Raw genomic sequence first — 14,359 nt, 5'->3', positions numbered from 1 at the left:
CGGCTCGCATCGCGATCCTCTTGCGTCAATATGGCTGAATTCATTGCACAGGCTCGCTTTCATCATCCTGAACGTCTGGAACGGTGGCGGAACCATCGCGAAGCGCTTGCGGAAGCACCGCCTGGATCAGCGGCGTCGGGTCCTCGAACGAGCGCGCAGTGGCGATCAGGGCACGGAATTGGCCCTCGATCCGGATGTTGAATTCGAACGGGATCCGGGCGACCTGGCGAAGCACCCGGCCCGCCACCGCCTGCATGATCCCGCCGCCCGACGGCAAGGTGGTCAGGCTCGGATCGCGAGCGATTCCGTCGAGATCGATGATGGTGATGAACTCGCCGCCCAGGGCGCCGTTCAGAGTGACGTCGAACTTGCTGTAGCGAAGCGACTTGAGGGCGTTGAAGGCGAGGATGCCGTAAGGCCCGAGGTCGCGATCGGTCAGCTCGCCGACATAGGACAGGGTGCCGCCGCCTTCCCGGGCGGCAAGCCGGCCGTCGACGATCTGGCCGCCGCTCTGGTCGAACCGCATCGGAACGATTCCGTCGAACGTGCCGGTGGCCGCGATGTTCGAAAATTCCATCTGCTGGATGAATCGGGCAGCATCGAGCCCGATCACCTGGAAGGTGAGATATTTGGTCGATTCCTGGCTGAAATCGAGAAGGGTGGGCTGAAGCAGCAGCTCGCCGCCCGCGAACGGCCAGCGGCCGGCCTCGATCGCCACATGGTAATTGGGCCGGAGCTGGAACCGGACCTCGCCCTCATAGACGTCGACGCCCGCCCGGATCAGGTCGATTCGCGCCACCTGTCCGGGCGCGCTGGTGAGTCCGAGCAGGTCGGTGAACTCGATCGTCGTCGACAGCCCCTCGACCGGGCCGAACGGGGCAGCCAGGTCCATGTCGGCGGTCGAAAAGATGCCGCGGCTTCGGCTTCCTTCCGAATCCCACTCGATCCGGCCTTCCCCGGTGACCGTCCCATCGACCAGAGCGACGACACCGACCGTGAGCGGAGTCAGCTGCTCGGGCTGGAACCCCTCGGAAAAGGTCAGGGCGGGAACTTCGAGCCGGGCCGCGCCGGCACCGCTGTCGAGATCATGGTCGATCGAAGCCCGGGTCACCCTTGTGCCGCTTCCCGGATGGCTGAGCCAGCCGGTCGCGTGGATCCGGTTGTCGACGAGCCGAAGCCGGAAATCGTCGCTGACGAGCGGGTAGAAACGCGGCGGCGCCTGCTCGTCGGCGACCCGGATGCGAGCGCCGATGTCCAGCTCGCCGCCGGCCAGGGTCCAGCGACCGCTTCCCTCGCCGAGAAGCAGCGGGACGTTGGCGACCTTTCCGGAAAGCCCGGCGAAGCTCCCGGCGATTCCGGAACGGGTGAAGCGGCCTTCCAGCCGTTCGACATCGAGTCGATTGACAGAGTCTGGCGAGCCGAGCCGGGCGGCGAAATCCGTCGCCTCGAAACCGTCGAGCCCGACTCGAAGCCGCCCCGCTGCCAGCTGGATCGGCGACTGGCCGAGCCGGCCGGCAAAGCGAGGGGAGCGAAGCTCGGCCCCGGCCTGGACGCCGCCCCTTCCCTGCCAGACCAGGCCCGGACCGACCGGACAGAGAGGCAGGCGCGAAGGGCCAAGCTGGAGGTTCTCGTAGCGAAGGGCTCGAAACGAGGCGGAAACGCAGCCTTCGCCGATCGCCAGCCCCCGCGGTCCGAAGCGCCCCCGAAGCGGCAGGACCAGTCCCGTCACCTCGCCGCCCTCGAACGGACCGTCCAGCGAGGCGACCGTCTGGAAGTTTGTCTCACCTCCGTCGCCGACGCTGAAGCGGATGTCGGCGAGCGCCAGCCGCGAATCGCGAGTCCTGATCGGCGCCACCCGGGCCAGTCCGCTCCATCCGCCGCGCTGTCTCTCGAGGCGCAGCCGGCTTTCGGGGAAGCCGCCGCCGGACAGCGCCAGATCGCCGTCAAGCTCGATATCGCCGCCTGGCCAGCGATAGACCAGCCGCTCGCCCGCGAGCCGGGCGCCGCTTTGCGCGTCCAGTCGAAGACTTTCCAGGCGGACGGAGCCGGCGCCGCCGAGGGCGAGGATGTGGAGGTCGGCCGATCCCTGCGCACCGCCGCGACCGGCGCGGGTCAGCGCTTCGGCCAGAATGGCGCCGGCGGGCCCGACCGGCGTTCCCTCGGCAGAACGCAGGGTTCGGGCGATGGCGTCCAGTTCCCCGCCAGCGAGTGAAAGGCCCCGGACGGAGAGCTCGCCGTCGAGCCGAAGGTCGCCATGCCGGGGCGAAACCACGTAACGGCCGGCGAACCGGGTCTGGTCGGAGCGGAAGGCGTCGATCGCGGTCGCGGCCGAACCGATCTCGACCTGGCCGCCGGTGCGCTCGGCATTGCCGGCGAAGACGAGACGGCCCTGCAGGTCGGCCATGTTATGCGGACCGGCGGCGAATCGTTCGGCGCGAATGTCCGTCTGCCCTCGCCAGGAATCGATCCCCGGTGAAAGCGTCGCATCGAGAGTGAAGAGCGGGCGCTCCACCGCCAGGTCGTCCTCGCAGCGCAGGCTGGCGATCGCCAGCGGGCCGCGGAAGCTCGGCCTCAGATCGTCGACCGCGACCGCGACATTGCCGACCGGACGGGCGATCGCGCATTCGCCGAGTCGAAGATTGCGCGAAACCATTGCCATTCTTCCGCGGAAGCCGTCGGACAGATTGCCTCGGCCGTTCAGCGAGAGCGCCAGCAAGCCTGCCGGGGTGTGGAGCGCGATCGCCGAATCGGCAATGTCCACAGGCTGGTCCGGCAATCGGAAAGGCAGTCCGCTCGGCGGCGGGAGAAGCCGGTCGATCTCACCGAGGCTGAGCCGGCCGTCGCGAACTCGGCCGATCATTCGGACTCCGCGGGCGGTGATCAGCCCCACCCGAGGTCCGGCAAGCCCGAACAGGATCTGGACGCGCACCTCGCGCGCGGTCAGGTCCGGGTTGCGCGGGTCGCCGATCACGAGATTTTCGAAGATCTGGGTGCCGAGGCCAATCCGCTTGACGTCGTAGGTCGCCTGGACCCCGCGTCGGGCCAGTTCGTCGTCGATATAGTCCGAAGCCAGCCGGACGCGCATCAGCCAGATGGCGGCCAGCGCCGCCAGCAGAAGCAGGAGCGTGACGAGCAGCGTTGCGCGCACCCAGCGCCGCCGCCGCTTTATCGGCTGGATGTCCTGCTCTTCCACTCGTCGGCCTTGCGAAATTCCGTCCGATCAACCTTCACCGGCCCGGGGCGTTCCGGAGCCGTCACGTTTCTGCGGACGTTTGCCTAACGCCACAGCGCACCTTAATCCACGCTTATGGCCGACGCCTCGACCGATGGAAGCGGGCACCGCGCCCGGCTGCGACGGCGCCTCATCGAAGGCGGGCCGGACGCTCTGCTCGATCATGAACTCGTCGAATTCCTGCTGACGGTCACGGTTCCGCGGACGGATACCAAGGCGACGGCGAAGGCGCTGATCCGCAAATTCGGAGGCTTCGGCGCCCTGCTCTCGGCCGACGGGGAGGCACTCGCCCGATCCGGCCTCACCGAGGCTCAGATCGGCGCCATCAAGATCGCCCAGGCGGCCGCTCTGAGGCTGCTCGAAAGCCGGGTCTCGGAGCGCCCGGTGCTCGGCTCCTGGCAGGCGCTTCTCGACTATCTGCGGGCGGACATGGCGCACGCGTCCGTCGAGCGGGTCCGGGTGCTCTTCCTCAATTCCAGGAATGCGCTGATCGCGAACGAAGCGATGTGGGAAGGCTCGGTCGACGAATCGGCCGTCTATATCCGCGAGGTCGTCCGGCGGGCGCTTGACCTTCATGCCACCGCGATCATCATCGTTCACAATCATCCGAGCGGCGATCCTTCGCCCAGCCAGCAGGACGTGCGACTGACCCGCGACCTGGCGGAGGCCTGCCGCCACCTCAAGATCACCCTGCACGACCATGTGATCGTCGGCGCCAACGGCCATTCCAGCCTCCGCGCGATGGGGCTGATCTAGACGCCGAAACGTCACCAATGCGCTATAAGGGCGCGGGGAACGGGCTTCGAATCATGAAACGGACCGTCGCAACCGCCGCCTTGGCCGGCATGCTGATCTTCGCCGCCCAGGCGCATGGCGGACCCGACTCGGCCGCCGATCGCCCGTCCCAAGCCGCCGAACCGCCGGTGATGAGCTGGAACGAATGGCGGATGAGCCTGGGCGGGGCCGAGTCGCCGTCCGAACCGCCTGCCGAAGCTGCGGCGCCGGAGATCCCCTCGAACTCCGTCGACGTCGTCGACGCGCACTGGATGGCGCTGACGATGTGGGGCGAAGCGCGCGGCGAAGGCGAGGAAGCGATGCGCGCGGTCGGGCACGTCATCGCCAATCGCTGGAATTCCGGCGGACGTCATGGCCCGTTCGTCACCGACACGGTCAGCGAAGCCTGGCAGTTCAGCTGCTGGAACCCCGGCGATCCCAACCTCGCCGCGATCCAGAACATCCACGCATTGTCCGAGGACAGCCACGATTTCCGGATGTGGCGGGCGGCGAGGCGGATCGCCGAAGAGATTCTCGCCGGCCGGTCCGATGATCCGACCGGCGGCGCCCTCTTCTACCATACGGTGGACGTGGCGCCGCGCTGGTCGCGCGGAGTCGAGCCGGTCAAGCGGATCGGGCCCCATCTCTTCTTCCTGGCGGCGCGCTAGGTTGCGCCGCCGGGCGGCGGACCATAAAGCCCCGCCATGGTCCCTCGCTATGCCCGCCCCCGGATGACGTCGATCTGGGAGCCTGAGAACAAATATCGCATCTGGTTCGAGATCGAGGCGCATGCGCTCGACGCGATGGCCGAGCTCGAAATCGTCCCCCGGGAGGCCGCCGACAAGGTCTGGGCCTGGTGGCGCACCGACCCGGCGATCGACGTCGCCGCGATCGATGCGATCGAGGCGGTGACCAAGCATGACGTGATCGCCTTCCTGACCTGGGTGGCCGAACAGGTTGGCCCGGAAGCGCGTTTCCTTCACCAGGGCATGACCAGTTCCGACGTTCTCGACACCTGCCTGGCGGTGCAGCTGAAGCAGTCCGCCGAAATCCTCGTCGAGGACCTGGACAGCCTGCTCGAAGCGATCGAGCGGCGCGCCAGCGAGCATAAATATACGCCGACGATCGGCCGGAGCCACGGAATCCATGCCGAGCCGGTCACGTTCGGACTCAAGCTCGCTCAGGCCTTTGCCGAGTTCCGGCGCAATCGCGATCGGCTGGTCCGGGCGATCGAGGATGTCGCCACCTGCGCCATCTCCGGAGCCGTCGGAACCTTCGCCAATATCGATCCCCGGGTCGAGGCGCATGTCGCGGCGAAGCTCGGCCTGAGCATCGAGCCGGTGTCGAGCCAGGTGATCCCGCGCGATCGCCATGCCCACTTCTTCGCCACGCTGGGCGTCGTCGCTTCCTCGATCGAGCGCCTCGCGACCGAAATCCGTCACCTCCAGCGAACCGAAGTGCTCGAGGCCGAGGAATATTTCTCGCCCGGCCAGAAGGGCAGCTCGGCCATGCCGCACAAGCGCAATCCGGTGCTGACCGAAAATCTCACCGGACTGGCGCGGATGGTCCGGGCCTATGTCACTCCGGCGCTCGAAAATGTCGCGCTCTGGCACGAACGTGACATCAGCCACAGTTCGGTCGAACGCTATATCGGGCCCGACGCCTGCATCACGCTCGACTTCGCCCTCGCCCGGTTGACCGGAGTGGTCGACAAGCTCGTCGTCTATCCCGATCGAATGGCGAAGAACCTCAACCGGATGGGCGGCCTCGTCCATTCGCAGCGAGTCCTTCTCGCGCTCACCCAGGCCGGCGCCAGCCGCGAGGACAGCTATCGGCTCGTCCAGCGCAATGCGATGAAGGTCTGGGAAAGCGACGGGACCCTGTCGCTGCTCGAGCTGCTGAAGGCCGATCCTGAAGTGACGGCGCTTCTGTCGGCGGAAGAAATCGAGTCCCGGTTCGACCTCGACTACCATTTCAAGCATGTCGACACCATCTTCGCTCGGGTCTTCGGCTCGGCCGACTAGCAAAGATCCCGTGCCGGCCGAGCGGATCTGAAGGAGGATTCGAATGGCCGATCTTTCCGGCTTCCCGATCACCAGGCGCTGGCCGGCCAGGCATCCCGACCGGCTCCAGCTTTATTCGCTGAACACGCCCAACGGCGTGAAAGTGTCGATCATGCTGGAGGAGATCGGCCTCGCTTACGAGCCGCACCTGGTCGATATCGGCCAGGACGAAAGCCACACGCCTGAATTCCTGTCGTTGAACCCCAACGGCAAGATCCCCGCGATCCTCGATCCGGACGGCCCCGGCGGAAGGCCGCTCGCTCTGTTCGAATCGGGCGCGATCCTGCTCTACCTCGCCGACAAGACCGGTCAGCTCCTGCCCGCCGATCCTGCCGAGCGCTACCAGGCGATCCAGTGGGTCATGTTTCAAATGGGCGGCATCGGGCCGATGTTCGGGCAGGTCGGCTATTTCAACAAGTTCGCCGGCCGCGAGATCGAGGACAAGAGGCCGCTCCAGCGCTACGTCGCCGAATCCCGGCGGCTGCTCGGCGTGCTCGATCGCCGTCTCGACGGGCGCGACTGGATCATGGGCGATTACGGCATCGCCGACGTCGCGACCCTGGGCTGGGTGCGCAATCTCGTCACCTTCTACGAGGCGCGCGATCTGGTCGGCTTCGACGATTTCCGGAACGTCGCCGGCTGGCTGGAACGCGGTCTCGCCCGGCCGGCGGTTCAGCGTGGACTGGAAATCCCCCGGCGCGGCTAGGCTGTTGAAGCCGAACAGTCGTCCTCTCGCCCCAGGCGAAGCCCGCCGTCGAGCCTTTTAGCCGCCCAATGCTTCCTTGAGCTTCTTGAAGAAACCCTTCGAGGCCGGGCATTCCTCCCCGGTTTCCGTTTCCCGGAAGGCTTCCAGCAATTCGCGCTGCTTGGCCGTCAGCTTGGTCGGAGTCTCGACCTCGACCTGGATGACCATGTCGCCATAGCCGCGCCCACCCATGACCGGCATTCCGGCGCCGCGCTGGCGGATCTGCTTGCCCGACTGGATTCCGGCCGGGATCTTGATTTCGTGCTTCTGCTTGTCGAGCCCCGGAACCTCGATGCAGCCGCCCAAGGCGGCGGTGGTGAAGCTGATCGGGCAGCGCGCGAACAAGGTCGTGCCTTCGCGCTGGAAGATCGAATGCCGGGCCATGTGGAGGAAGATGTAGAGGTCGCCCGGCGGACCGCCGCGAACCCCCGCCTCGCCTTCGCCGGCGAGCCGGATCCGAGTCCCCTCGTCGACCCCCGCGGGGATGTTGACCGTCAAGGTCTTGCGCTTCTCGGCGCGGCCCTCGCCGCGGCAGGTCGGACAGGGATCGGCGATCGTCTCGCCGACACCCCGGCATGAGGGACAGGTCTGCTCGACGACGAAAAAGCCCTGGCGCGCGCGCACCTGGCCGCGCCCGCCGCACAGATTGCAGGTGCGTGCGGAAGTGCCGGCCTTGGCGCCCGAACCGTCGCACGGTTCGCAGCGCACCGTGCCGTCGACCTGAAGCTGGACCTCGCGGCCATGATAGGCGTCCTCGAGATTGATCTCGAGGTCGTAGCGAAGGTCGGATCCGCGGAGCACGTTGCGGCGCCGGTCCTGGCCGCCGCTCATGAACTCGCCGAAAATATTGTCGAAAATGTCGGCGAAGGAGCCGAAATCCTGGGCGCCGCCCTGGCCATTGCCGAAGCCGCCGTTGCGGAACGCGGCATGGCCGAACCGGTCATAGGCGGCGCGCTTCTGCGGGTCCTTCAGGCAATCATAGGCTTCGTTGATCGCCTTGAACTTTTCGGCCTTTTCGGGACAGCCGCCGTTGCGGTCCGGATGGCATTCCAGGGCCAGCTTCCGGAACGCCGCCTTGATCGTCCGCTCGTCCGCGTCGCGCGGAATCTGGAGCAGCTCGTAATAATCGCTTTCAGCCATCATGACGCTGACGAACCCCCGAAGCGAAGCGCCCGCCCCTTTCGATCAAGGACCCAGAGGGGCGGGCGTCGCATAAGCATCAGCCCTTGCTGTCTTCGTCGACCTCGGAGAATTCGGCGTCGACGACGTCGTCTTCGCCGCTGCTGGTGCCGCCGCTTTGGCCGGAACCGCCTTCACCGCCCGGAGAGGCGGCCGAGGCCTGCTCCTTCTCGTAAAGCGCCTGGCCGAGCTTCATCGCCACCTGGGCGAGCGCCTGCGCCTTCTGCTGGATCGCCGCGGTGTCGCCGCCGTCGAGAGCGGTTCGGGTCTCCTGGATTGCCGCCTCGATCTCGGACTTCAGCGAAGCGTCGACCTTGTCGCCATGCTCCTTGAGCTGCTGTTCGGTCGAATGGATCAGGCTTTCGGCATTGTTCTTCGCCTCGGCCGCCTCGCGACGCTTCTTGTCCTCCTCGGCGAACTGCTCGGCTTCCTGGACCATCTTCTCGATGTCCTGGTCGGAAAGGCCGCCCGAAGCCTGGATCCGGATCTGCTGCTCCTTGCCGGTGCCCTTGTCCTTGGCCGAAACGTTGACGATGCCGTTGGCGTCGATGTCGAACGTGACCTCGATCTGCGGCACGCCGCGCGGCGCCGGCGGAATTCCGACCAGGTCGAACTGGCCGAGCAGCTTGTTGTCGGCCGCCATTTCCCGCTCGCCCTGGAAGACCCGGATCGTCACCGCATTCTGATTGTCCTCGGCGGTCGAGAAGGTCTGGCTCTTCTTGGTCGGGATGGTCGTGTTGCGGTCAATCATCCGGGTGAAGACTCCGCCCAGAGTCTCGATTCCGAGCGACAGCGGAGTGACGTCGAGCAGGAGAACGTCCTTGACCTCGCCCTGGAGAACGCCGGCCTGGATCGCCGCGCCCATCGCGACGACCTCGTCCGGATTGACTCCGGTGTGCGGCTCCTTGCCGAAGAAATCCTTCACCGTCTCGCGAACCTTGGGCATGCGCGTCATTCCGCCGACGAGGACGACCTCGTCCACCTCATTGGCCTTGACGCCCGCATCGGCCAGCGCCTTGCGGCAGGGCTCGAGCGTGCGCTTGATCAGCTCGGCGACGATCCGCTCCAGGTCGGCGCGGCTGATCGTCTCGACGAGGTGAAGCGGAGTCGAGCTTCCGCCTTCCATGCGGGCGGTGATGAAGGGAAGGTTGACCTCGGTGGTCTGGGCGCTGGAAAGCTCTATCTTCGCCTTTTCCGCCGCTTCCTTGAGGCGCTGAAGCGCGAGGCGGTCATTGCGAAGGTCGATATTCTCCTTCGATTTGAACTTGTCGGCGAGATAGTCGACGAGCTTGGCGTCAAAATCCTCGCCCCCGAGGAAGGTGTCGCCATTGGTCGACTTCACCTCGAACACGCCGTCGCCGATCTCGAGGATCGAAATGTCGAACGTGCCGCCGCCAAGGTCGTAGACGGCAATCGTCTTGCCGTCCTGCTTGTCGAGGCCGTAAGCGAGCGCGGCCGCGGTCGGTTCGTTGATGATCCGAAGCACTTCGAGGCCGGCGATCTGGCCGGCATCCTTGGTCGCCTGCCGCTGAGCGTCGTTGAAATAGGCTGGAACCGTGATCACCGCCTGGGTGACGGTCTCGCCCAGATAGGCCTCGGCGGTTTCCTTCATCTTCTGGAGAGTGAAGGCCGAGATCTGCGACGGGCTGTAGTCCTTGCCGCCGGCATTGACCCAGGCGTCGCCATTGGGTCCGCGCGTGATCTTGTAGGGGACGAGCTCGGTGTCCTTCTTGGTCACCGGATCGTCGAAGCGCCGGCCGATCAGGCGCTTGACCGCGAAGATGGTGTTGTCGGGATTGGTGACCGCCTGGCGCTTGGCCGGCTGGCCGATCAGTCTTTCGCCGTCCTTGGTGAAAGCGACGACGGAGGGGGTGGTGCGGGCACCTTCCGCATTCTCGATGATTTTCGGCTTGCCGCCTTCCATGACGGCAACCGCGCTGTTGGTGGTGCCGAGATCGATTCCGATCACTCTTGCCATGTTCTAAACCTCTTATGCCCCTGACAAAACTCTCCCACCCGCTTGTCCCGTCAAGGCGACGCACAGGTGTTTCGGAGGCGATATAGGGGGCCTTTCTGTTGCGACAAGAAGCGGCCCTGGCCTAAGGCGCGGACATGAAACGCCTTGTTCCAATGCTGATCGCGCTGCTTGCCCTGCAGGGCTGCAATTCTTCTCCACAGGAACCTCGAGTGACGGTCGAGCAGCCGGTGGTGACTCTCCCCGCCGTGGCCGGTCGCCCCGGCGGAGTCTATTTCACGCTTCGAACGAACACCGATCCCACCCGTCTGGTCGCCATCGAAAGTCCGCGCGCCGGACGGATCGAGCTTCACGAGACGGTGGATGAAGGCGGGATGAGCCGGATGCGCCCGCTCGCCGACGCCAGCTTCTCGCCGGACGAAGCTTTGACGTTCGAGCCGGGCGGCCGTCACGGAATGGCGTTCGACCTGGATCCGGCGGTTCGTCCCGGCGACCGGATCGCGCTCACCTTCCGCTTCGATCCGGCGCCGCCGGTGACGGTGGAGGCGGAAGTTCGCGGCCCGGGCGGGGGCCATGCCGCGCACTGACGGGCGACCGCTCACCGAAGGCGAGCGCAGCCTTGCCGCCTCGATCTTCGGTTCAGCGATCGACTATGAAGCGGTTCGGCTGCACCGGCGCAAATGGTTCCCCTTCCACCCGAAGCGGGCGATCATGGCCCCTGACGGCCATATCTGGGTTCATCCCGAAGGGACGCTGTGGAGCGACGATTACGCTTCCGAGCGAACCGGCTTGCAGGCCCTGTTCCTGCACGAAATGACCCATGTCTGGCAGTCGCAGAGGCGCGGCCGCTGGTACCTGGTGCTGATGCGGCATCCCTTCTGCCGCTACCGCTATCGCTTCCGGCCCGAATGGCCGCTGGAACGTTATGGACTGGAGCAGCAGGCGGAGATCGTCCGCCATGTTCACCTGATGCGGCACGGCCACCGGCCGGACGGCGTTCCGGCCCTCGCCGAACTCGAAAATATCCTGCCCTTCGGGCCGAAGACCCATTTGGCGCGAGCCTGACCCGCGAGCCTCCGCCGCCGATGCTTCGCGCCCGCATCCGTGGCCTTTTGCCGCCAGCCATGTCAGAACGGCCCGAGCAATTGGGGAGGGTCATCATGGAAGCCGAGCTCGACACGTTCCGCTCATCGACCTTGGGATGGCTGAAGGGCAGTCTCGCAGGCTGGGGCACGATCGCTCTGATCGTCGGCGGGATCGTCCTCGTGCTGGTTCTTCCCGCGGGCGAGTTCGGCCTGTGGCCGCTGCTGCTGACGCTGGTCGGAATCCTCGTCGTGGCGGTCAAGTGGGTCCAGAACCTCGCCGCCACCTATGTGATCACCGAGGAAAGGCTGATCATCCGCCGCGGAATCCTGTTCAAGAGCATCGACGAGATCGAGCTCTACCGGGTCAAGGACGTCCGGCTCGACTTCACCCTGATCAATCAATGGGCCGGGATCGGCACGATCTGCATCAGCTCGAGCGACGAGACGACCCGCGCCGGCGACCTGGTCATCCGTCATGTGGAAATGGCGCAGTCGCGCCGCGAAGCCCTTCGACGGCTGGTCGACTCCGCCCGCCAGAAGCGGCGGGTGCGCGAATTCGACATGGCGCACGACCATCCCTGAACGCCCGCGGGCGAGCGCACAGGGACGGAGTCCAGTCCCTCAGACGTGAATCGGCTTGCCGTTCACCGCCATCGCCGCTTCCTTGAGCGCTTCGCTGTGGGTCGGGTGGGCGTGGCAGGTATAGGCGATGTCTTCGGACGTGGCGCCGAACTCCATCGCCTGGGCGGCCTGGCCGATCATCGTTCCGGCGACTGACGCGACCATCCACACGCCCAGGACCCGGTCGCTCTTCGCCTCGGCGATCACCTTGACGAAGCCGTCCGGCTCGCGATTGGTCTTGGCGCGGCTGTTGCCGAGCATCGGGAACTTGCCGGTCCTCACCTCATAGCCCTGAGCCTTCGCGTCCTCTTCCGTAAGGCCGACCCCGGCGATTTCGGGCATGGTGTAGACGACGCTGGGGATCACCTCGTGATTGACGATTCCGATCTGGCCGGCGAGGATTTCGGCAACGGCAATGCCCTCATCCTCGGCCTTGTGGGCGAGCATCGGGCCCGGAGTCACGTCGCCGATCGCGTAGATGCCCTCGACCCCGGTACGAAATTCGTGATCGACCTCGATCTGGCCGCGGCCATTCACCTGAACGCCGGCCTTTTCGAGATCGAGCCCTTGGGTGTTCGGGCGCCGGCCGATCGACACCAGGACGACGTCCGCTTCGATCGTCTCCGACGCTCCGCCCTGGGCGGGCTCGACGGTCAGGGCGACACCCGATTCGGTCTTTTCCGCCCGAGTGACCTTGGTCGACAGCCGGAATTCGAAGCCCTGCTTCTTGAAGATCTTGTTCGCTTCCTTGCGGACTTCGCCGTCCATTCCGGGAAGGATCTGGTCGAGGAACTCGACCACCGTCACCTTGGCGCCGAGACGCCGCCAGACCGAACCGAGCTCGAGCCCGATCACTCCTCCACCGATCACGACCAGATGGTCTGGAACCTTGCCGAGCTCCAGCGCGCCCGTGGAATCGACGATCCGCTCCTGGTCGATCTCGACCCCGGGCAGCGGAGTCACCGAAGAGCCGGTGGCGATCACGAAATCCTTCGCCCGATAGGCGGTTCCGGCAACGTCGATGCTGTTGCGGCCGGTGAACCGGGCATGGCCTTTCAGCCAGGTCACCTTGTTCTTCTTGAACAGGAATTCGATGCCGCCGGTGAGGCCCTTCACCGCTTCGCGGCGACCGGAATGCATCGCTTCGAGGTCGAGCTCGACGCCGCTCGTTCGAATGCCCCATTTGGCGAGGGCGCCGTGATTGGCCTCCTCGAACAGCTCGGACGCGTGAAGCAGCGCCTTGGACGGGATGCAGCCGACATTGAGGCAGGTACCGCCCAGCGTTTCGCGGCTTTCGACGCAGGCCGTCTTCAGCCCAAGCTGCGCCGCTCGGATCGCCGCCACATAGCCGCCGGGGCCGGCGCCGATCACGATCAGGTCGAAGTCAGTTTCTGCCATTCATCTGTTCCTAAAGGTCGATCAGGAGCCGCGTCGGATCTTCGAGCGCTTCCTTCATCCGGACGAGGAAGGTGACCGCTTCGCGGCCGTCGATCAGTCGGTGGTCGTAGGAAAGGGCCAGGTACATCATCGGCCGGACCACGATCTGGCCATCGCGTACCACCGGCCGCTCCTCGATCCGGTGCATGCCGAGAACGGCCGACTGGGGCGGATTGATGATCGGGGTCGACAGCAGCGATCCGAACACGCCGCCATTGGAGATGGTGAAGGTACCCCCCTGCATCTCGTCGATCCTGAGCGTGCCTTCCTTGGCCCGCTTGCCGAAATCGGCGATCGTCTTCTCGATCTCGGCAAAGGAAAGCGCCTGGGCATCGCGGATCACCGGAACGACCAGGCCCTGCGGCGCCGAGACGGCGACCGAGACGTCGACATAATCGTGATAGACGATCTCGTCGCCTTCGATGAAGGCGTTCACCGCCGGAATGTCGCGGGACGCGAGCACGGCCGCCTTCACGAAGAAGCTCATGAAGCCGAGCCGGATGCCATGCTTCTTCTCGAACAGGTCCTTGTAGCGGTTCCTCGCCTCCATCACCGCCGTCATGTCGACGTCGTTGAAGGTGGTCAGCATCGCCGCGGTGTTCTGGGCCTCCTTGAGGCGGCGGGCGACGGTCTGGCGAAGCCGGGTCATCCGGACCCGTTCCTCGCGCCGCTCGCCGGCCCCGGCGGATCGGGGCGCGGCCGCGGCAGGCGGTGGCGGCGGAGGCGACGGAGCGGCAGCGGGCGCTTCGGCGCGCTGCGCCTTGGCCGCAGCGAGTACGTCGTCCTTGGTCAGGCGACCGTCCTTGCCGGTGCCCTTGATCTTCGACGGATCGAGATGGTGCTCGAGCACGATCCGGCGAACCGCCGGGGAAAGGGTGAGATGCGGCGCGTCGGCATCGAAGCGCTCCCCTTGCTCGCCGCTCGCTTCGACATTCTCTCCGGGTCCGGCCGGATTCGTCGGCGAGGATTGCGGAAGCTCGCTCGCCGGCGCCGCCGCGGCCGAGCCGCCCTCCTCGATCCGGGCGATCACCGCCCCGACCTCGACATTGTCGCCCTCGGCGACGAGCTGCTCACCCATCACTCCGGCGACCGGCGCATTGACCTCGACCGCGACCTTGTCGGTCTCGAGGCTGGCGATGGGCTCGTCGGCCTTCACCGGATCGCCCGGCTTCTTCAGCCACTGGCCCAGGGTCGCTTCGGTAATCGACTCCCCGAGCGTCGGAACCCTGACTTCGCTGGCCATTCTTT

Annotated in this window: 12 protein-coding genes; 7 read left to right on the top strand and 5 right to left on the bottom strand. The window is 66.1% G+C overall.

Annotation, left to right across the window (positions count from 1 at the left end; genetic code table 11):
• Window positions 1-40: 40 nt before the first annotated feature.
• Complete coding sequence (locus tag ACRYLT_RS08240) at window positions 41-3,193, bottom strand: intermembrane phospholipid transport protein YdbH family protein (protein ID WP_482663604.1); 3,153 nt, start codon at window positions 3,191-3,193, stop codon at window positions 41-43.
• A gap of 114 nt (window positions 3,194-3,307) precedes the next feature.
• On the opposite strand from ACRYLT_RS08240, the gene radC reads away from it, so the two are divergent.
• Genes radC through ACRYLT_RS08220 form a run of 4 tightly spaced genes read left to right on the top strand, consistent with a single transcriptional unit; the run spans window position 3,308 to window position 6,775 of the window.
• Window positions 3,308-3,988, top strand: a complete 681-nt coding sequence (gene radC, locus ACRYLT_RS08235) for a RadC family protein (RefSeq protein WP_482663603.1) — start codon at window positions 3,308-3,310, stop codon at window positions 3,986-3,988.
• 53 nt (window positions 3,989-4,041) lie between these two features.
• Window positions 4,042-4,674 (top strand): cell wall hydrolase, encoded by a 633-nt coding sequence (locus ACRYLT_RS08230; RefSeq protein WP_482663602.1) that lies wholly within the window; start codon window positions 4,042-4,044, stop codon window positions 4,672-4,674.
• A gap of 36 nt (window positions 4,675-4,710) precedes the next feature.
• On the top strand, window positions 4,711-6,030 hold the full coding sequence (gene purB / locus ACRYLT_RS08225; protein ID WP_482663601.1) for an adenylosuccinate lyase: 1,320 nt from the start codon (window positions 4,711-4,713) through the stop codon (window positions 6,028-6,030).
• Window positions 6,031-6,073: 43 nt separating this feature from the next.
• A complete protein-coding gene (locus tag ACRYLT_RS08220) occupies window positions 6,074-6,775 on the top strand; it encodes a glutathione S-transferase N-terminal domain-containing protein (protein WP_482663600.1) in 702 nt (233 codons plus the stop codon).
• A 57-nt stretch (window positions 6,776-6,832) separates the two neighbouring features.
• Here the strand turns inward: ACRYLT_RS08220 and dnaJ are convergent, their stop codons facing one another.
• A complete protein-coding gene (gene dnaJ / locus ACRYLT_RS08215; protein WP_482663599.1) occupies window positions 6,833-7,957 on the bottom strand; it encodes a molecular chaperone DnaJ in 1,125 nt (374 codons plus the stop codon).
• A gap of 76 nt (window positions 7,958-8,033) precedes the next feature.
• Window positions 8,034-9,971, bottom strand: coding sequence for a molecular chaperone DnaK (gene dnaK / locus ACRYLT_RS08210; protein WP_482663598.1), 1,938 nt, complete (start codon window positions 9,969-9,971; stop codon window positions 8,034-8,036).
• 134 nt (window positions 9,972-10,105) lie between these two features.
• Between dnaK and ACRYLT_RS08205 the strand changes: the two genes are divergently transcribed.
• From ACRYLT_RS08205 to ACRYLT_RS08195, 3 genes are all read left to right on the top strand, one after another.
• On the top strand, window positions 10,106-10,555 hold the full coding sequence (locus ACRYLT_RS08205) for a copper chaperone PCu(A)C (protein ID WP_482663597.1): 450 nt from the start codon (window positions 10,106-10,108) through the stop codon (window positions 10,553-10,555).
• Complete coding sequence (locus ACRYLT_RS08200; RefSeq protein ID WP_482663596.1) at window positions 10,542-11,033, top strand: vgr related protein; 492 nt, start codon at window positions 10,542-10,544, stop codon at window positions 11,031-11,033. Before ACRYLT_RS08205 ends, ACRYLT_RS08200 begins: the two co-directional genes overlap by 14 nt.
• A 95-nt stretch (window positions 11,034-11,128) precedes the next feature.
• Window positions 11,129-11,635, top strand: a complete 507-nt coding sequence (locus ACRYLT_RS08195; RefSeq protein WP_482663595.1) for a PH domain-containing protein — start codon at window positions 11,129-11,131, stop codon at window positions 11,633-11,635.
• A gap of 39 nt (window positions 11,636-11,674) precedes the next feature.
• On the opposite strand, the gene lpdA is transcribed toward ACRYLT_RS08195, so the two are convergent.
• Window positions 11,675-13,072 (bottom strand): dihydrolipoyl dehydrogenase, encoded by a 1,398-nt coding sequence (lpdA, locus tag ACRYLT_RS08190; protein WP_482663594.1) that lies wholly within the window; start codon window positions 13,070-13,072, stop codon window positions 11,675-11,677.
• Window positions 13,073-13,082: 10 nt separating this feature from the next.
• The gene (gene odhB / locus ACRYLT_RS08185) at window positions 13,083-14,354 is read right to left on the bottom strand and encodes a 2-oxoglutarate dehydrogenase complex dihydrolipoyllysine-residue succinyltransferase (RefSeq protein ID WP_482663593.1); all 1,272 of its coding nucleotides are present in this window, start codon (window positions 14,352-14,354) and stop codon (window positions 13,083-13,085) included.
• Window positions 14,355-14,359 lie beyond the last annotated feature (5 nt).

Source organism: Sphingosinicella sp. SM1-17, assembly GCF_056821765.1.
The sequence above is the reverse complement of the archived record's forward strand: the minus strand, read 5'-3'. Positions and strand labels throughout refer to the sequence as shown.

Coding starts and splice junctions, on each gene's coding strand:
- dnaK (WP_482663598.1), bottom strand. CDS start 9,971: ATGGCAAGAGTGATCGGAATCGATCTCGGCACCACCAACAGCGCGGTT.
- ACRYLT_RS08195 (WP_482663595.1), top strand. CDS start 11,129: ATGGAAGCCGAGCTCGACACGTTCCGCTCATCGACCTTGGGATGGCTG.
- ACRYLT_RS08200 (WP_482663596.1), top strand. CDS start 10,542: ATGCCGCGCACTGACGGGCGACCGCTCACCGAAGGCGAGCGCAGCCTT.
- radC (WP_482663603.1), top strand. CDS start 3,308: ATGGCCGACGCCTCGACCGATGGAAGCGGGCACCGCGCCCGGCTGCGA.
- ACRYLT_RS08230 (WP_482663602.1), top strand. CDS start 4,042: ATGAAACGGACCGTCGCAACCGCCGCCTTGGCCGGCATGCTGATCTTC.
- odhB (WP_482663593.1), bottom strand. CDS start 14,354: ATGGCCAGCGAAGTCAGGGTTCCGACGCTCGGGGAGTCGATTACCGAA.
- purB (WP_482663601.1), top strand. CDS start 4,711: ATGGTCCCTCGCTATGCCCGCCCCCGGATGACGTCGATCTGGGAGCCT.
- lpdA (WP_482663594.1), bottom strand. CDS start 13,072: ATGGCAGAAACTGACTTCGACCTGATCGTGATCGGCGCCGGCCCCGGC.
- dnaJ (WP_482663599.1), bottom strand. CDS start 7,957: ATGATGGCTGAAAGCGATTATTACGAGCTGCTCCAGATTCCGCGCGAC.
- ACRYLT_RS08205 (WP_482663597.1), top strand. CDS start 10,106: ATGAAACGCCTTGTTCCAATGCTGATCGCGCTGCTTGCCCTGCAGGGC.
- ACRYLT_RS08220 (WP_482663600.1), top strand. CDS start 6,074: ATGGCCGATCTTTCCGGCTTCCCGATCACCAGGCGCTGGCCGGCCAGG.